14 protein-coding genes and 1 pseudogene are annotated in these 19,014 nt (G+C 44.2%); 14 read left to right on the top strand and 1 reads right to left on the bottom strand.

Features of this window, described 5'->3' with window-relative positions; all coding sequences use genetic code 11:
* Positions 1-99: 99 nt before the first annotated feature.
* The 4 genes from HC660_RS15755 (at position 100) to HC660_RS15740 (ending at position 3,605) form a co-directional block, all read left to right on the top strand.
* Positions 100-1,764, top strand: coding sequence for a glycoside hydrolase family 13 protein (locus HC660_RS15755; protein WP_168748625.1), 1,665 nt, complete (start codon positions 100-102; stop codon positions 1,762-1,764).
* Positions 1,765-1,881: 117 nt separating this feature from the next.
* A complete protein-coding gene (locus HC660_RS15750) occupies positions 1,882-2,280 on the top strand; it encodes a secondary thiamine-phosphate synthase enzyme YjbQ (RefSeq protein WP_168748624.1) in 399 nt (132 codons plus the stop codon).
* Between the two features lie 14 nt (positions 2,281-2,294).
* Positions 2,295-3,326, top strand: coding sequence for a nitronate monooxygenase (locus tag HC660_RS15745; protein ID WP_168748623.1), 1,032 nt, complete (start codon positions 2,295-2,297; stop codon positions 3,324-3,326).
* A gap of 24 nt (positions 3,327-3,350) precedes the next feature.
* Entirely contained in the window at positions 3,351-3,605 is a 255-nt protein-coding gene (locus tag HC660_RS15740) for a protein YuzH (protein WP_168748622.1), read from the top strand.
* Positions 3,606-3,617: 12 nt separating this feature from the next.
* Here the strand turns inward: HC660_RS15740 and HC660_RS15735 are convergent, their stop codons facing one another.
* Positions 3,618-4,355: a protein-glutamine gamma-glutamyltransferase gene (locus HC660_RS15735; RefSeq protein ID WP_010331642.1), complete on the bottom strand. Its 738-nt coding sequence runs from the start codon at positions 4,353-4,355 to the stop codon at positions 3,618-3,620.
* A gap of 159 nt (positions 4,356-4,514) precedes the next feature.
* Here HC660_RS15735 and HC660_RS15730 point away from each other — a divergent pair, with 159 nt between their 5' ends.
* The 10 genes and pseudogenes from HC660_RS15730 to rhaA all read left to right on the top strand — a co-directional run bounded on the left by HC660_RS15730 (position 4,515) and on the right by rhaA (position 19,008).
* Positions 4,515-6,503, top strand: a complete 1,989-nt coding sequence (locus HC660_RS15730) for a HAMP domain-containing methyl-accepting chemotaxis protein (protein ID WP_168748621.1) — start codon at positions 4,515-4,517, stop codon at positions 6,501-6,503.
* Between the two features lie 174 nt (positions 6,504-6,677).
* The gene (locus tag HC660_RS15725) at positions 6,678-8,666 is read left to right on the top strand and encodes a methyl-accepting chemotaxis protein (protein WP_168748620.1); all 1,989 of its coding nucleotides are present in this window, start codon (positions 6,678-6,680) and stop codon (positions 8,664-8,666) included.
* 126 nt (positions 8,667-8,792) lie between these two features.
* Positions 8,793-9,833 (top strand): annotated as a pseudogene (locus HC660_RS21390) (cache domain-containing protein); the annotation flags it as partial.
* A complete protein-coding gene (locus tag HC660_RS21385; protein ID WP_369810968.1) occupies positions 9,828-10,778 on the top strand; it encodes a methyl-accepting chemotaxis protein in 951 nt (316 codons plus the stop codon). The pseudogene HC660_RS21390 and the gene HC660_RS21385, both read left to right, overlap by 6 nt.
* Positions 10,779-10,890: 112 nt before the next feature.
* A complete protein-coding gene (locus tag HC660_RS15715) occupies positions 10,891-12,879 on the top strand; it encodes a methyl-accepting chemotaxis protein (protein WP_168748619.1) in 1,989 nt (662 codons plus the stop codon).
* Between the two features lie 142 nt (positions 12,880-13,021).
* On the top strand, positions 13,022-15,091 hold the full coding sequence (locus tag HC660_RS15710) for a bifunctional aldolase/short-chain dehydrogenase (RefSeq protein WP_168748618.1): 2,070 nt from the start codon (positions 13,022-13,024) through the stop codon (positions 15,089-15,091).
* Between the two features lie 57 nt (positions 15,092-15,148).
* Positions 15,149-15,934 carry a DeoR/GlpR family DNA-binding transcription regulator gene (locus HC660_RS15705; protein WP_168748617.1) on the top strand — a complete coding sequence of 262 codons (786 nt, stop codon included), beginning with the start codon at positions 15,149-15,151 and terminating at the stop codon, positions 15,932-15,934.
* Positions 15,931-17,388, top strand: a complete 1,458-nt coding sequence (gene rhaB / locus HC660_RS15700; RefSeq protein WP_168748616.1) for a rhamnulokinase — start codon at positions 15,931-15,933, stop codon at positions 17,386-17,388. Before HC660_RS15705 ends, rhaB begins: the two co-directional genes overlap by 4 nt.
* Before the next feature lie 15 nt (positions 17,389-17,403).
* Positions 17,404-17,718, top strand: a complete 315-nt coding sequence (gene rhaM / locus HC660_RS15695; protein WP_168748615.1) for an L-rhamnose mutarotase — start codon at positions 17,404-17,406, stop codon at positions 17,716-17,718.
* Positions 17,719-17,733: 15 nt separating this feature from the next.
* Entirely contained in the window at positions 17,734-19,008 is a 1,275-nt protein-coding gene (gene rhaA / locus HC660_RS15690) for an L-rhamnose isomerase (RefSeq protein WP_168748614.1), read from the top strand.
* Positions 19,009-19,014 lie beyond the last annotated feature (6 nt).

The following is a 19,014-nucleotide window of genomic DNA, read 5'->3' as shown; positions in this document are numbered from 1 at the left end:
AGTCTTTTGTCATCGGCAAGAGGTTTTTTTCTGAAAAAATGAATGCTTCAATGGCCTTTTTCTACATAAGATATAAAACACACAGGAAGGAGTGGCTGTATGAAAAAGGCTTGGTGGAAGGAAGCGGTGGTCTACCAAATTTATCCCCGAAGCTTCAAAGATTCAAACAGCGATGGAATCGGGGATATACAAGGAATCAGGTCCAAGCTTCCGTACATAAAACAACTAGGCGCCAATGTGATTTGGATTTGCCCCTTGTACGACTCACCCAATGCGGATAACGGGTATGATATTAGAGATTACAAAAACATATTGAGCGATTTCGGCACAATGGCAGATTTTGATCAGCTGCTTCATGATACTCATGAGCTTGGCATGAAGCTCATTATGGATCTTGTCGTGAATCATACAAGTGATGAACATCCATGGTTCATTGAATCACGTGCCTCTTTACAATCCCAAAAACGCGACTGGTATATTTGGAAGGATGGGAAAGACGGAAAAGAGCCGAACAATTGGGGAAGCATTTTCGGCGGATCGGCTTGGGAGTATGATCAACAGACAAGCCAGTACTATCTCCATCTTTTTGATAAAAAGCAGCCTGATCTGAACTGGGAAAATGTAGAGGTAAGAAACACCGTTTATGACATGATCAATTGGTGGCTTGATAAAGGCATAGACGGATTTCGGGTGGATGCCATTTCTCATATTAAGAAAAAAGAAGGGCTGCCTGATCTGCCGAATCCGAAAGGGCTGTCCTATGTTCCATCCTTTCCTTATCATATGAATGCTGAGGGTATTTTAGATTTTTTAACAGAGCTGAAGGAAAACACATTTTCCCGCTATCCGATCATGACGGTCGGAGAGGCAAACGGTGTCGCGGCAAAGGAGGCGGCTGAGTGGGTGGGAGAGGAATCCGGCATTTTCAGCATGATTTTTCAATTTGAACATCTCGGTCTGTGGGATATTGAGATAAATGAAACCATCGATATCGTTGCTTTCAAACGAATTTTAACAGAGTGGCAGGACAGTTTGGAGGGAATCGGGTGGAACGCTTTGTTCATGGAAAACCATGATCAGCCTCGTTCTGTTTCTGTATGGGGAGACGACGGGAATTTCTTAAAGGAAAGTGCAAAAGCGCTCGCCGCTGTTTATTTTCTGATGAAAGGCACGCCGTTTATTTATCAGGGACAGGAAATCGGCATGACCAATGTGGCGTTTCCTTCCATTGAGGATTATGATGATGTCGCGATGAAGCGGCTGTATGACATTGAGACTGCAAAAGGTGCTTCTCATGAGGAAGTAATGAAGATTGTCTGGAAAAAGGGAAGAGATAATTCACGAACCCCCATGCAATGGAATGCTTCTCCTCACGCTGGGTTTTCTGATGCCAAGCCATGGCTTGGGGTAAATGACAATTACACATGGCTGAACGCCGAGGCGCAACTAAACGATAACACATCTGTCTATCACTTTTACAAAAGCTTGATCAAACTCCGCCAAACATATGATGTATTTATTTATGGCCAATACGAGCTGATTCTGCCGGAAGATCAGCAAATCTTTGCATACCTTCGCAAAAACGAGAGCCAAACGGCACTGATTGCGGCAAATCTGACGGGTTCGCCGGCGTTCTGCAGATATCCCGCATTGCCGTTATCCACTGACAAACTCCTCCTGTCAAATATGGAAACAGAACCGCACAAGCATACGACATCACTGCTGTTAAAACCTTATGAAGCCAGAGTATACCTATGGCAATAAAACTCCGGCAAAAAGCTAGAGTTTTTGTTTTCTTCAGGTTTATGAGCCTGATGTAACAGGAAAAAAAGAACACAGAACGAATATGCAAAGAGAAGGGGAATTGAAAGGAGAAACGATATGCTGAAAACACTGCAAATCAAAACAAACAAAAGAGATGAAATGATTGAAATCACTCACGAGGTGGAAGCGTTTCTCCAAGAAACAGGAGTGGCAAACGGGGCAGCGCTGATTTACTGTCCGCATACGACGGCAGGCATTACAATTAATGAAAATGCCGATCCCGATGTGAAAAGAGATATGCTCCGAAGATTTGATGAGATTTATCCATGGGACCATGAGCTGGACCGCCATATAGAAGGCAATACAGCTGCACATATGAAGTCCAGTACGGTAGGCGCCTCACAGCATGTCATAATTGAAAATGGGCGGCTCATTCTCGGGACGTGGCAAGGTATTTATTTCTGCGAATTTGACGGCCCGCGTCACCGAACATGCCATATCAAAATGATGGATTAACAGGAGGTGCTTCTATGACTCAATGGATGAAAGCATTATCATTATCAAAGCCTGTCATTCAGGCGCCGATGGCAGGCGGCCTGGTCACACCCCGGCTGGCAGCCGCTGTGTCGAATGAAGGCGCACTCGGAAGTCTCGCTTCCGGATATCTCAGTCCGGGTACGCTCGAAAAACAAATCATCGAGATGCAGGAATTGACCAGCAGCGCTTTTCAGGTAAATGTGTTCGTGCCGGAAAAAAGGAAGGCACCGGACGATAAAACGGTTCACACATGGAAAAAGAACATTCCGTTTGCCGAACAGGCGGCTGCTTTTCCTTCAGAAGAGGCAGAGTGGGAGGATTTTCATCAAAAAATAAATCTGATTCTTACATACAATGTAAGAGCCTGTTCATTTACGTTCGGCATCCCGCCTGATGAAAGCATTCATGTATTAAAGGAAAATGGGTGCTGTCTTATCGGAACGGCTACTTCGCCGCAAGAAGCCGTCCTGCTGGAAGAGCGCGGAATGGATATCATCGTGCTGCAAGGCAGTGAAGCAGGCGGCCACCGCGGTTCTTTTCTGCCGGTCAGCGGAGAGTCTTCTATTGGCTTAATGTCACTGGTTCCCCAAGCTGCAGACGCTGTTTCAGTACCCGTGATTGCGGCAGGCGGAATTGCAGACCGCCGCGGCGTCCAAGCAGCTCACTGTCTTGGAGCCCAAGGTGTACAGGTCGGAACTCCATTTCTTATGTGTGAGGAAAGCGAAGCCTCTGAAACGTACAGACAGGAATTAAAAGAAGCACATGGAACAGACACACGCCTTACCGCATTGTTTTCGGGAAAGCCTGCAAGGGGTATAGTCAACCAATGGATGAAAGAGCAACAAGCTGAAGAGGCAAATACACTTCCTTATCCATTGCAAAACACGTTAACAAAACCAATGAGAAAACATGCCGCCGCAGCCAAAGATTCCGATCACATGTCTCTGTGGGCGGGGCAATCAGTCGGAATGCTCAATAGATCCGCTGACGTGAGAACGCTGATAGCTGAGCTTTGCCAATCGTAACGTAACCAACAGAGGTGACAGACGATGAACATTCTTCAATATTCTTATAAAAAGAAAGGGAAAATTGAGTTTGTATTTGAAGACTGGCCTCATTCAAAAGTTACAATGGCTCCCATCCAAGGGTATTATTTTGTCCGATGTATCAAGTGGAGCAGCCAAGATCCCATCGTGACGAGAACTGACCTTGAAAAAATGGAATGGGCTGCGAACCAGTATGTCGGCACAGCCCCTTTCTATCGAAAACGAAAAGCATTTGAAACCCCATCGTCCCCAAAATAGACGGTGGGGTTTTTAGCGGGTGATGGGATAGAGAGACGGAATATCAAGCCTGGTCGCTTGTGAAAGGAGATAAGCGGACTGTACGGCTCCTTTTCTTCTGAAGGAATTCAGCTTATCAATAATTTGCTGAGCGTTTAAAATCCCCAAGCCGTGAGCGAAATATTTGTCTTTTTCTAATAAAATCACATTTTCGCCTCTCCACTGCGCTTTCTGCGGATCAAATTCAGGATTTTTAAAATACAAACAGTCTCCAAGAAAAAAGTGATGTCCCGTTTCTGTATATATCGGCAATTTCTCATAATGCCAGTCATACAAAATAATTCTGTCAAAGGCTGCGTCGAATTTTTCTTCTCCGATGGTTTTAAGCAAAGCCAAGTAATAAATCACAACAATTGCCGTCGCGCATTCAAACGCGTAAAACGGGCCGTTCTCTACAATATCCCGAATCGCCTTTGAAGGCGGCATTTTATACTTAAGCTCCAGAGCCCCTTCTGGTGAAACCCGCCAATACGCTGTATTCCCGTATGTTTTTACAAAGGTGGCGAACTTCGCTCCGCTTTTATGCAGCGCTTTTGCCGATTCAACGATATTCATGCGCAAATGAAGCTCAAACATCAGTTCAGCGATCGAATGATAATCAAATTGAACGGGTGTTTCAATCAATTCTTTTAGCAGCGGGTTCAGGTTCTTGTCAATTTGCCAGTTTTCAATGTCTTGGGGACGGAGCCATTGTCCGGATATAATAATCATCTGAAGCCCCCCTTGTTTTTTATAAACTATGCACAAGGCTCGGGCAATGAAAGTTAAAAAACAGAGAAAAAGCCGGAAAGGAAATTTCTTGCGTCTGATTTTAAAAACTTTTTAAAGCAGCCGATATATAGTGTATCAAACCTGAAGGAGAAACTGGATATGAAGACTTTTATCAATTGGCTGACAAAACCGTCAATTTCTAGAAAGCTAATGATTTCATTTGTTGTGATTTTAATTATTCCGATTCTTATATTGGAATTCAGTTCTTACCGCTCAGCAAGCGGAAAACTGGATCAGGAAATCATGGGAAATGCGAAAAATAGTGTCGATTCATTTAATACAACAGTTACAAATGATTTAGGAGCAAAAGCGAAAGGCATCAGCTTTTTCAGTGAATCACTGAGAAGCTCTGCGTTTAAAGGAAAATCCAAACAGGAAGAGCTTAAAGCCAAGTTTTCGCAATATGTTTCTATTAACCAAGACGTAGCCAGAATCTACGCTGGGGCAGAAAACGGCACATATGTACAGGCACCGAAAGAAAAATTGCCGGATGGCTACGATCCGAGAAAACGAGCTTGGTACCAGGATGCTATGAAAGCCGGCGGTGACATCATAGTGACCGATCCTTATGTGGCAGCCAATGACGGAAGCATGGTCATAACGATTGCTCAGGAATTGAAGGATGGTTCAGGTGTCGTTGCCATGGATATCACAATTGATAAGCTGTTGGAACAGATGAAACAGATTAAAGTCGGAAAAGAGGGCTATGTTTTCATCGCCACGAAAAACAAAACATATGTCGCCCATCAAAACCATAAGGCTGGTGAAAAGCTGTCAGGCGACTGGGTTGCCAAAATGTATGACAAGGACAGCGGCGAGCTGCAGTATACCCTGAATCATGAAGATAAAAAGATGACATATACGACAAATCAACTGACTGGCTGGAAAATTGCCGGCACCATGTATATGAGTGAAATCAAAGATGCCTCAAAATCTGTTCTCACAACAGGCATGATTGTGCTGATTGCTTCGATACTTATAGGCGGAATATTAATCCTGTTTATCGTTGGTTCGATCACAAAACCGTTAAAACGTCTGGTTCAGTCATCAAAAATGATCAGCAGCGGGGATCTGACAGAAACCATCGAAATCCGGTCGAAAGATGAACTGGGAGAGCTTGGCGAAAGCTTTAACGAAATGGGACAATCCTTGCGTTCGCTTATTAGCGCCATTCAAGACTCGGTTAATAATGTTGCCGCATCATCCGAACAGCTGACTGCATCCGCCGGACAAACGAGCAAGGCGACGGAACATATCACAATGGCAATTGAGCAGTTCTCAAACGGAAACGAAGAGCAAAGCGAAAAAGTAGAATCCAGCTCTCATCAGCTGAACATGATGAATGAAGGGCTCCAGCAAGTCTCACAAACATCATCAGACATTACGAAGGCGTCTATTCAATCAACGGAAATCGCGGGTACAGGCGAGAAGTTTGTCCAGCAGACAGTCGGGCAGATGAATTCAATTAATGAGTCTGTTCAGCAGGCTGAAGCAGTGGTGAAAGGCTTAGAAGGAAAATCAAAAGATATCACGAGTATTTTACGAGTCATCAACGGGATTGCTGACCAAACAAACCTGCTGGCATTAAATGCAGCCATTGAAGCGGCGCGGGCCGGGGAATCAGGGAGAGGCTTCTCTGTTGTAGCGGAGGAAGTGCGTAAACTGGCCGTTCAATCTGCAGACTCATCTAAAGAAATCGAGAAACTAATCCAGGAGATCGTAGCAGAAATCGAAACTTCTCTTCACATGTTTAAAGCCGTTAATCAAGAAGTGCAATCGGGACTGGTTGTCACAGACAATACAAAGGAAAGCTTCCAAAGTATTTTCACCATGACAAATGAGATTGCAGACAAATTGCAGACGATGAATACAACCGTAGAACAGCTGTCAGGCCGATCAGAGCATGTATCGGCAGCGGTGAGCGGAATTGCCGATGTTTCAAGAGAAAGCTCGGCAAGCATTCAAGACATTGCCGCATCGGCCGAGGAGCAGCTTGCTTCTATGGAAGAAATCAGTTCATCAGCCACGACCCTGGCGCAGATGGCAGAAGAGCTTCGTGATCTGACGAAAAAATTTAAAATTGAATAAGAGCAAAAAACAGCGCGTATGAAGCGCTGTTTTTTTGTATAACAAATAATAAAAAAGACCTGTCTAAAACGGTGAGTTTAGAACTATTTTTCATTTTTTCCTTCATTTTCAATGTAAGATAAAGGAATATCAGCCGATATAATTTGTAAATTATTGAAAGAAGGTTCAAGAGAAATGAAAAAAACACTCACCACCATTCGCAGATCATCAATTGCCAGGAGACTCATTATTTCTTTCCTGCTGATCTTAATTGTCCCCATTGCGGCACTATCGGTAAGCGCTTATCAATCAGCCGTTGCATCTCTTGACATACAGATGACGCAAAGCGCAAAGGAAAACGTTCAAATATTAGATAACATTATTGACGGTAAGATCAAAACGACTGAAAAAAGCCTCGCGTTTTTCAGCGACTGGGCGACAGCAGACAAGTTGAAAGACAAGAAAAAAACGGAACTCAAACAAGAATTTAAACAATTTATTCAAATGAATGACAATGTCGCTGCGGTGTTTTCAAGCAGTAAAGACGGGACATTCACACGCTATCCGCACGCAGACATGCCGAGCGACTTTAATGCTTTAGAACGTGACTGGTACACAGAAGCCATGGCTAATAAAGGAAAGACAATTGTGACCGAACCTTACAAATCCATTTCATCAGGAAAAATGGTTGTCACCATTGCACGCCAGACAAAGGACGGATCAGGCGTTGTCGCCATGGATATGAAAATCGATGACCTTGTGGAAACCGCAAAAGAAATCAGTATTGGCAAAGAAGGCTATGCCTTTATCCTCAGCCAAAATAAAGAAGTCATCGCCTACTCCGGTGAAAAAGCGGGAACGCAGTTAGAAGGGGAGTGGATAGACAAACTTTACAAAGACAAAAGTGGTGACTTTGAATATACGCACAAAGGAAAGAAGAAGAAAATGGCGTTCGCCACAAGCGAAACAACAGGCTGGAAAATTAGCGGCACGATGTATGCTGACGAGATCCATGATGCCGCAAGCAAGGTGCTTGTTATGGCATCAGTTGTTCTGGCCATTGCCATTGCAGCCGGAATCACGGCGACCTATTTTGTCATTCGGTCGATTACAAGGCCTTTGAAACGCATCGTTGCGTCAGCTGAAAAAATCAGTAAAGGCGATTTAACAGAAACGATAGAAATCACATCAAAAGACGAACTCGGGGTTCTGAGCCAAAGCTTCAACAATATGGCGCACTCTCTCCGTTCGCTGATCTACGGCATCAAAGATTCTGTAGAACATGTCGCCTCATCGTCAGAAGAGCTGACAGCTTCCGCAGATCAGACAAGCAAGGCCACTGAACACATTACAAAGGCAATCGAACAATTTTCAAACGGAAGCGAAAACCAGAGCGACAGAATCGAGACAACAACAGAACAAATTAACGAAATGAACGACGGACTGGCAGAGCTGGCTCGGGCGGCGGCAGTCATTACAGAAACCTCTGCAGATTCCACCGAAGTGTCAAGCGCAGGGGAAACACTCGTTCAGAGAACAGCCGGCCAAATGAATACGATTGATCATTCTGTGAAAGAAGCGGAGCAAGTGGTCAAAGGCCTGGAAATCAAATCAAAGGATATCACAAATATTTTACGTGTTATCAACGGCATCGCAGATCAAACCAATCTTTTAGCATTAAATGCCGCCATTGAAGCGGCAAGAGCAGGCGAGTACGGACGAGGCTTTTCTGTGGTCGCTGAAGAAGTGAGAAAACTTGCGGTACAGTCGGCAGATTCAGCTAAGGAAATTGAATCGCTGATCAGCGAAATCGTAAAAGAGATTCATACATCATTAAACGTGCTTCAATCTGTGAATAAAGAAGTGGAAACAGGCCTGGTCATGACAGATGAAACAAAACAAAGCTTTAACCATATATCAAAAATGACGAATCAAATTGCCGCAGAACTGCAAAACATGAATGCGACGGTTGAACAGCTGTCGGCGGGTTCTCAGGAAATATCCGCTGCTTCTATAGATATCGCCGCTATCTCTAAAGCAAGTTCGGACGGCATTCAAGATATCGCCGCTTCAGCCGAGGAGCAACTTGCCTCCATGGAAGAAATCAGCTCATCGGCACAGACGCTTGAAAAAATGTCTGAAGAGCTGCGAGATTTGACAAAACGATTTAAATTGGATGATTAATAGGTCTAAATCACTAATTTTTAATAGGGATTTAGTTATTTTTCTTGAATTTCTTCTTTTTTAATGTATATATTTACCCATTTTCAGCCGATATGAAGGGTAGCATAAAAAAGGAGAAATGAACTGATGAAAAAAATACTCCAACTTATCAAACAGAGATCAATTACACGGAAGCTTCTTGTTTCCTTTCTATCGATTCTCATCATACCGGTTGCCATATTAGCGGCGATTGCTTATGGATCTGCCAGCAGCTCGCTCGACAGACAGATGATGGGAAGCGCATTAGAAAATGTACAGCAACTAAACGAAATCATTAACACCAGCATCGGAGAAAAAGAAAACAGCGCCGAATACTTCAGCGAATGGCTGACACAAAAGAAATATAAAGCAAAGAGCAATGCCAGCATTGAAGAGAAATTCTCACAATATATTAAAATTAATAAAGACGTAGAATCTATTTATACAAGTGACAAAGACGGGCGCTTTACCCGTTACCCAGATCTGCCGATGCCAAGCGATTATAATCCCGTTGAACGGGACTGGTACAAAAAAGCGGTTGCCAATAATGGCAAAGTCGTCATAACAGATCCATACAAAACAGCATCTACGAACACAATGGTTGTGACAATTGCCCAGCAGACAAAAGACGGATCAGGCGTTATCGCAATCAACATGACGATTGATAACCTGCTGAAAACGACGAAACAAGTGAACATCGGCAAAGAAGGCTATGCTTTTATTATGACGAAAGACAAAAAGGTCGTTGCGCATCCTAATGAGACTTCAGGAACCGAATTGAAAGGCGACTGGCTTGAACAGATGCTGTCTGCCGATAAAGGCGATTTTCAATACAGCATGAACGGCGATAAGAAAAAAATGGCCTTTGATACGAACAAGCTAACGGGATGGAAGATAGGCGGAACGATGTATCTGGACGAGATTCATGATGCGGCTAAGCCTGTACTTCACCTCGCAACAATTGTCCTGATTGCAGCCATTCTCGTCGGTATCATCGTAATGACATTAGTTATTCGATCGATCACGACGCCGCTGAAACAGCTTGTTGGATCTTCAAAACGGATCAGTGAAGGAGATTTAACAGAAACGATTGATATCCGTTCAAAAGATGAACTGGGCGAACTGGGCAAAAGCTTTAACAATATGGCGTCTTCACTTCGCTCTCTCATACACGCCATTCAGGATTCGGTAGACAATGTTGCCGCTTCCTCTGAGGAATTGACGGCATCAGCCGCGCAAACAAGCAAGGCGACCGAGCATATCACATTGGCGATTGAACAATTTTCAAATGGCAATGAAAAACAAAATGAAAACATCGAAACAGCGGCAGAGCATATTTATCAGATGAATGACGGATTGACGAATATGGCTCAAGCCTCTGAAGTCATTACAGATTCATCTGTTCAATCGACAGAAATCGCGAGTGCGGGCGGACAGCTTGTTCATCAGACTGTCGGCCAAATGAACGTGATAGACAAGTCCGTAAAAGAGGCGGAACAAGTTGTTCGCGGATTGGAAACCAAATCAAAAGACATCACAAACATTCTGCGCGTGATTAACGGTATTGCTGACCAGACGAACCTGCTTGCATTAAACGCTGCCATTGAAGCGGCGCGCGCAGGCGAATACGGGCGCGGCTTCTCCGTCGTAGCGGAAGAAGTCAGAAAACTGGCTGTACAGTCCGCTGATTCAGCTAAAGAAATTGAAGCACTCATCATTGAAATTGTGAAAGAAATCAACACATCTCTCGGCATGTTCCAGTCTGTAAACCAAGAGGTGCAAACAGGCCTTGACATCACAGATCAAACAGAGACAAGCTTTAAACGAATCTCTGAAATGACAAACCAGATAGCCGGAGAACTGCAAAACATGAGTGCCACGGTGCAGCAGCTTTCTGCCAGCTCTGAAGAGGTATCGGGAGCGTCTGAGCATATTGCATCGATTTCAAAAGAGAGCTCAGCCCACATTCAAGATATCGCGGCATCAGCCGAAGAGCAGCTTGCTTCTATGGAAGAAATCAGCTCATCAGCAGAAACACTTTCAAGCATGGCTGAAGAGCTTCGCGATATGACAAAACGATTCAAAATCGAATAATTGGTCAAAACACCCAGGGTTCTGCACCTGGGTGTTTTTTTTAGTTTTTTTATTAAAGCTTTTGTCCTAGCTTGACGATATTATTTTTAGCTTAAAGGAGGAATTATCGAGAATGGGAAAATTCATACATTGGATCAAACGGCCATCAATCAGCAAACCGCTTATCGCTGCGTTTCTGACAGTGCTTATTTTGCCGATTGGGGTATTAGCATATTTCAGTTATCAATCAGCTTGGAACGCGCTGGACAGGGAACTTACGAATAGTGCAATAGGAAACGTTGAAGAACTCAACAGCACACTTGAAAACAAATTGAATCATAAAGTAAAAGCAATTGATTATTACAGTGAGACGATTGATAAAGACATACTGCAAGGGAAAAACAAAACCTTACTGAATGAAAAATTTAAGCAGTACACAATACTAAATGCCGATGTAGGAGCAATCTATGCGGCTTCAGAAAATAAAAAGCTTTACAAATATCCGGAAAGCGGCGTTCCTAAAGGTTTCGATCCGACAGAACGTGACTGGTACAAACAAGCCGTTGCGAAAAAAGGACAGGCTGTATTCTCAGAGCCATATACTGACGAAGCGACAGGGGATATCGTTATTACAATTTCCAAACAATTAAAAGATGGCTCAGGGGTCATAGCGCTTGATTTAAATCTGGATGAAGTGCTGGCAGCTTCACAGAGAATAAAAATCGGTAAAAACGGCTTTGCATTTATTACAACAGGCAACAAAAAATATATCGCCCATCCGACGATTAAGCCTGGAACAACTGGATCCGGCGACTGGACAAAAGAGGTATATTCAAAAGCAGACGGTTCATTTCAATATACCTTCGAAGGCAAAGAAAAGAAAATGGCATTTACGACAAATAAACTGACGGGATGGAAAATTGCGGGTACGTACTTTGTCAGTGAATTGCAAGATGCTTCAAGTCCGGTACTGAACACTGCCGTTATCATTCTATGTGTGTCCATTGTTATCGGCGGCATACTCATTCTCTTTATTATACGCGCCATCACCAAACCGTTAAGAAAACTGGTTTCAACCTCTGCGAAAATCAGCAGCGGAGATTTAACGGAAGTGATTGATATTCAGTCGAAAAATGAGTTTGGCCAGCTAGGAGAAAGCTTTAACGAAATGTCTGAATCATTGCGTTCTGTCATCGGTGTTATTCAAACGTCTGTAGAAAATGTGGCATCCTCTTCCGAAGAACTGACGGCAAGTGCAGCCCAAACGAGTAAGGCGACTGAACACATTACGCTGGCAATCGAACAGTTTTCAAATGGCAACGAGGCGCAAAGTGAGAAATTGGAAACAAGCTCAGATCATCTTTCTCAAATGAACCATGGCATATCAAAAGTGGCTCAGGCTTCATCAACCATTACGAAGTCTTCGATCCAGTCCTCTGAGGCAGCCGGAAGCGGAGAAAAACTGGTAGAGCACACAGTCGGCCAAATGAAGACAATCGATGAATCCGTTCAAAAAGCGGAAGCGGTTGTCAAAGGGCTTGAAACAAAATCTCAGGACATTACCAGCATCTTAAATGTCATTAACGGCATTGCAGATCAAACGAACTTGTTGGCTCTAAATGCAGCAATTGAGGCAGCCAGAGCCGGAGAATACGGCAGAGGTTTCTCTGTTGTAGCAGAAGAGGTCAGAAAACTTGCTGTGCAATCAGCACATTCTGCGAAGGAAATTGAAGGATTAATTCAAGAGATTGTCAGAGAAATCAGCACATCACTCTCTATGTTCCAATCCGTGAATCATGAAGTTAAAGAAGGCTTGCAAATTACAGACCAAACAGCTGAAAGCTTTAAGCAAATCTACGAGATGACATCGCAAATATCCGGTGAATTGCAAAATCTGAATGCAACGGTTGAACAGCTGTCAGTCGGATCACAGGAAGTATCAAGTGCGGTTGAGGAAATTTCCGAAGTAGCGAAAGAAAGCTCAGCGGGCATTCAAGATATCGCGGCTTCGGCGGAAGAACAGCTTGCGTCTATGGAGGAAATCAGCTCTTCAGCTGAAACATTGGCGAACATGGCGGAAGAACTTCAAGACATTACGAAAAAATTTAAAATTGAATCTTAATAGAAAAAGAAAGCGGCATATCTTTGCTGCTTTCTTTTTTGTTTCTTAATAAAAACAAAAATAAACAAAAGGTATTCAAAAACAAACAAACATGATATATAATGAAAGCGGATACAAGTAAAAGGGACGGAGGAATATGAAAATGGTGAAATATGTATGGGATTCAGAACATGCCGCCCAGCTGTCAAAGGGTGTTGAAGAATTGGTGTATCGGTCCAATTTAATCGGAGCAGACCGCACTGTATGCAACTGGGGCGGCGGCAATACGTCGATGAAAACAACGGAGAAGGATTTCAGAGGCCGCGAAACAGAAGTGATGTGGGTAAAAGGAAGCGGCTCAGACTTGGCAACAATGAAAGCGCATAACTTTACCGGTCTGAGATTAGATGACGTCCGTCCGCTGATCGAAAGAGATCAGATGTCTGATGAAGAAATGGTAGATTACTTGTCTCATTGTATGATAGACAGCAAACATCCCCGCCCTTCCATTGAAACACTCTTACACGCATTTTTGCCATACAACCATGTTGACCATACCCATCCGGATGCGATTATCAGCATTTGCTGCGCTGATAATGGAAAACAAATTGCCGAAGACATTTACGGCAGCCGGTTTGTGTGGGTGCCATACGTTCGCCCGGGATTTACTCTGTCTAAAATGATCGCAGACGGCGTGGCAAACAATCCAAATGCCGAGCTTGTCTTAATGGAAAAACACGGCTTGGTCACTTGGGGAGATACGTCAGAAAAGTGTTATGAGAAAACGATCTCCATTATTCAAGAAGCCGAGCAGTACATTCATGAACGCATCAACCAAAAACAGCGATTCGGCGGAAGGCGATACGAGTCACTGCCAGCAGATAAGCGGAAACAAATTCTGGCGGGTATCATGCCAGTTATCCGAGGAGCTGTAAGCGATGAAAAGCAAATGATCCTCTCCTATGACGATCGTGAAGAGGTATTAGAATTTGTAAACAGCGTGCAAGCGCCGGAGCTTTCTCAAATCGGCGCTGCGTGTCCGGATCACCTCGTTCATACAAAGCGTGTCCCGCTGTACATTGAATGGAATCCGGAAACGCAAGATGCACAGGAGCTGGAGGATCTGCTGAAGTCAGGGATCGAGCGCTTCAAAGCAGAGTATCAAGCTTACTTTGCACGCAATCAGCAGGAAGGAGATCAAATCTTTGAATCAGCGCCGCGTGTCATCTTGATTCCTGGCATTGGAATGGTCAATACGGGAAAAAGCCTTGCCATGTCAAAAGTAAGCGGTGCTTTATATCAGAGAGCTATTGCTGTAATGAAAGGCTCTACCTCACTCGGACAATTTGTTTCACTAAACGAAAATGAATCCTATCATGTTGAATACTGGCCGCTGGAATTATATAAACTCACGCTGGCCCCGCCGGAAGCAGAATTTTCTCGAAAAGTAGCATTGGTAACAGGTGGAGCCGGCGGAATCGGAAGTGCAGCCTGCCGACGCTTTGCGGCTGAAGGCGGACACGTAATTGCGGCTGACTTGAATATAGAAGGCGCACAAAAAATTGCCGAGGAAATAAACGAAACGTACGGAGAAGGACGCGCAATGGCTGTCAAAATGGATGTGACAAACGAAGAAGAGGTACAGTCTGCCTTTGAACAAGCAGCGCTTACCTACGGCGGAATTGACATTGTCGTTAATAATGCCGGGCTGGCAACATCAAGCCCTTTTGACGAAACTAGTCTAAAAGAATGGAATCTCAATATCAATGTATTGGGAACCGGCTATTTCCTCGTGGCCCGCGAAGCGTTTAAGCAAATGAAACAGCAAAACATAGGCGGAAGCATGGTGTTTGTAGGATCAAAAAACGCTGTCTATGCGGGAAAAAACGCTTCAGCCTACAGTTCGGTAAAAGCGCTTGAAACCCATCTGGCACGATGTATTGCGGCAGAAGGAGGAGAATACGGCATTCGAGTAAACTCAGTTTTGCCTGACGCGGTTCTCCAAGGCTCAGCCATTTGGGGATCAAGCTGGCGGGAGGAACGGGCTGCGGCATATGGAATAGAGCAGGATCAACTAGAGGAACATTATCGGAAACGCACGACGCTTTTGGTTAATATTTACCCGCAGGATATTGCTGAATCAATCGCGTTCCTTGCTTCTTCTAAAGCCGAAAAGACGACAGGATGTATGGTTACAGTAGACGGCGGCGTCCCGGCAGCTTTTACGCGTTAGAAGTATGCTATGATATGGGAACCACAAGACGGATATTATTGAGGAAGGACGTTACCGATGTTAGTAGCAGAACGGCAGAAAAAAATAGTTGAACTAGTGAATAAGCGTTTAAGCATCCGCGTATCCGAACTGAGTGACATATTTTCTGTCACAGAAGAAACGATTCGGCGTGATCTTGAGAAGCTTGAGAAAGAGCATAAGCTGAGCCGCAGCCACGGAGGTGCGGTCAGCATTCAGCAGCAGGAGTCAGAAATTCATTTTTCTGAACGTGAAATTACAAATGTAATAGAGAAAAAAGCCATTGCTCATGAAGCGGCCAGATATGTAAAAAGCGGTGACCGAATCATTCTCGATGCAAGCACCACTGCGTGGTACATGGCGAAAATACTCCCTGATATTGAGCTCACCGTCATTACAAACTCAATGAAGGCAGCCATTGAACTGAGCAAAAAACAAAAGATATCCGTTATTTCAACCGGCGGTATCTTGCTGACAAAGTCATTATCATTTGCGGGACCGTTAGCTGAGCGTTCACTTGAAACCTATCATGTAAATAAAACCTTTCTGTCCTGCCAAGGGTTTGATATGGAACATGGAATGAGCGACTCAAATGAGTGGCAGGCACTGCTCAAAATACGGATGATTGAAAGGTCTGACCAGACCATTCTGATGGCCGATTCAAGCAAATGGGGGAACCGCGAGTTTTCACATATCGCCTCTTTGCGAGATGTCAGCTGCATCATTACTGATTCTGGACTTGATCCGGTATCGGTAAAAGCCCTTGAAGAAAAGAATGTGAAAGTGACAGCCGTCCCCCTTCCTAAAGAAAGGGTGAAAGAATGATATATGCTGCTATTGATATAGGGGCATCAAGCGGGAGAGTCATCATAGGCGAACTCCAGGAAGGAAAGCTTGCGGTACAAGAGATTCACCGATTCGCAAACGGCTTCATGCAAAGAAACGGACATTGCTATTGGGATATTGATCACTTGTTAGAGCAAATCCTGCAAGGGCTGCAAAAGGTGAAAGCCCTTGGCTATGACTGCTGCACCGTCGGCATTGATACATGGGCTGTTGATTACGTCTTGCTGGATGAGAAAGGCAGCCGCTTACGAGAAGTCATATCATACCGGGATAAAAGAACAGAGAACACAATGGAAAAGCTTACGCAAACGGTATCAAAAGAAACAATCTATCAAAAAACAGGCATTCAATTTCTGCCTTTTAACACGATCTATCAATTATATGAAGAAGACCAAGAGCTGCTGAGAAAAACAGCGCAGATTTTAATGGTGCCGGATTATTTAGGCTATTGCTTAACCGGCAAAGCAGCAGCAGAAATCACAAATGTGTCCACGACACAGCTCTTAAACCCCTCAACAGGAAAGTTTGATCCCGAATTGCTCAAAGCCGTGTCTGTTAAGGCACAGCAATTTCCGCCGCTGACTGAACCGGGACAGGAGCTCGGCATGATAAGAAATGAATGGTTTCCAGCCTATGATCTGCCGGCTTGCAGGGTGATTACCGTCGCAACGCATGATACTGCTTCAGCTGTCCTCTCCGCACCAGGTATAAACAATGATTGGGCGTATATCAGCAGCGGAACATGGTCGCTAATCGGAATGGAGAACGAAACACCGATTATAAATAAACTCGCATTAAAAAACAATTATACAAATGAACGCGGCGCAAACAACACCATTCGTTTTCTGAAAAACATCATTGGCATGTGGGTGATACAAGAAATCCGAAGACAATTACGAGAAGATTACAATTTTCAGGAACTGGCAGAAGAAGCCGGAAAAACAAAACCGTTTCAGCAGTTTATCAACTTAAATGATGATCGTTTTCTGAATCCGGATGACATGATAAAGGAAATACAACATTATTGCAGAGAAACCTTCCAACAGATTCCTCACACAGCAGGCGAACTGGCCTGCTGTATCTACAGCAATTTAGCCATCATCTATGCGATAGCCATCTCAGAACTAGAAACCATTACAGGGAAAAACATTCAACAGCTTCATATTATCGGAGGAGGCGCCCAAAACGACTTCTTAAATCAATTAACCGCTGATATGAGTGGAAAAACGGTATACGCCGGACCTGCTGAGGCGACAGCCATCGGAAATCTGCTGATGCAAATGATTGCCGCCAAAGAAATAAAGGATGTAAACCAGGCCCGCAAGACCGTCAGAAACTCCTTTCCCATTAAAGTGTTTCTGCCTAAAGATACTGACAGAAGCGCCATCATTCAGTCCTATCATCAAACTGTTTTGAAAGCGCTATCTAAATGAAAAGAGGTGATCAGCTTGAAAAGAAAAGCGAGTATCATGTTCGTTCATAAAGATAAATTCAAGGAATACAAACAGCGGCATGATGACATTTGGCCAGAAATGGCAGACGCGCTTAAAGCCCATGGAGCGCATCACTATTCTATTTTTTTAGACGAAGAGACAGGCCGGTTATTTGCTTATTTAGAGATAGAGGATGAGGAAAAGTGGAGGAACATGGCGGACACAGAGGTGTGCCGCAGATGGTGGAAATCAATGGCGCCATTAATGAAAACAAACGCCGATGACAGTCCCGTTTCAATCGATCTGAAGGAAGTCTTTTATTTCGAATAAAAGGGAGAGAGCCGTATGACGATAAAAGCGAATTATGACAGCGCAAAACTAGAATATGAAAAATGGGGAATTGATGTTGAAGCTGTGTTCCGGCAATTACAGCAAGTTCCGATCTCAATCCACTGCTGGCAGGGTGATGACATTGAAGGGTTTGAAGTTAATAAGGGTGAGCTTTCCGGCGGAATTGACGTGACAGGCAATTATCCCGGAAAAGCGCAAACCCCGGAAGAACTAAGAAGAGATCTGGAGAAAGCTCTATCTCTCATTCCTGGAAATCATCGGGTCAATCTGCACGCAATATACGCAGAAACAAACGGAGAAGTTGTAGAACGTGATCAGCTAAAGCCGCATCACTTTGAAAATTGGGTGAAGTGGGCGAAGGAGCTTGGTCTCGGATTAGATTTCAACCCGACACTGTTTTCACATGAGAAAGCGGCAGACGGGCTTACACTCGCACACCCTGATCCCTCCATCCGGGAGTTTTGGATTCATCACTGCATCGCGTGCCGCCGCATCGGAGCGTATTTCGGCAAAGAATTAGGCACGCCTTGCTTGACGAATATTTGGATTCCGGACGGCTATAAGGATATTCCGAGTGACAGGCTGACGCCGCGCAAAAGATTAAAGGAATCATTAGATCGGATATTTCAAGAGGAAATCAGTGAAAACTACAATGTTGATTCGGTCGAGAGCAAGCTGTTCGGACTTGGATCAGAGTCATATGTCGTCGGGTCTCATGAGTTTTATTTGGCCTATGCTTTAACGAACCATAAGTTATGCTTGCTCGATACAGGACATTTCCACCCGACAGAAACGGTATCAAACAAGATCTCGGCGATGCTGCTTTACACAGACAAACTCGCCTTGCACGTATCCCGGCCCGTTCGTTGGGATAGTGACCATGTCGTGATGTTAGACGATGAATTGAGAGAAATCGCCCTTGAAATCGTCCGTAATCAGGCATTAGAGAAAGTCGCCATCGGTCTGGACTTTTTCGATGCCAGCATTAACCGTGTCGCCGCCTGGACTATTGGAACGAGAAATATGATAAAAGCTTTAATGTACGCTTTGCTTCTCCCGAATGACCATTTAAAACAATTGCAAGAAGAGGGGCGCTTTACAGAAAGGCTGGCGCTGATGGAGGAATTTAAAACCTATCCTTTCGGTGCCATCTGGGATTATTACTGTGAGCAAATGGGAGTGCCGGTAAAAGAGGCTTGGCTCAATGATATCAAAGAATATGAACAAAACGTGCTTTTCAAAAGGCAGGCATCCTCACCGATTATTTAAAAAAAC

This window comes from Bacillus mojavensis (genome assembly GCF_012648005.1).
Taxonomy (GTDB): Bacteria; Bacillota; Bacilli; order Bacillales; family Bacillaceae; genus Bacillus; species Bacillus mojavensis.
This window is presented reverse-complemented; position numbering and strand designations above follow the sequence as displayed.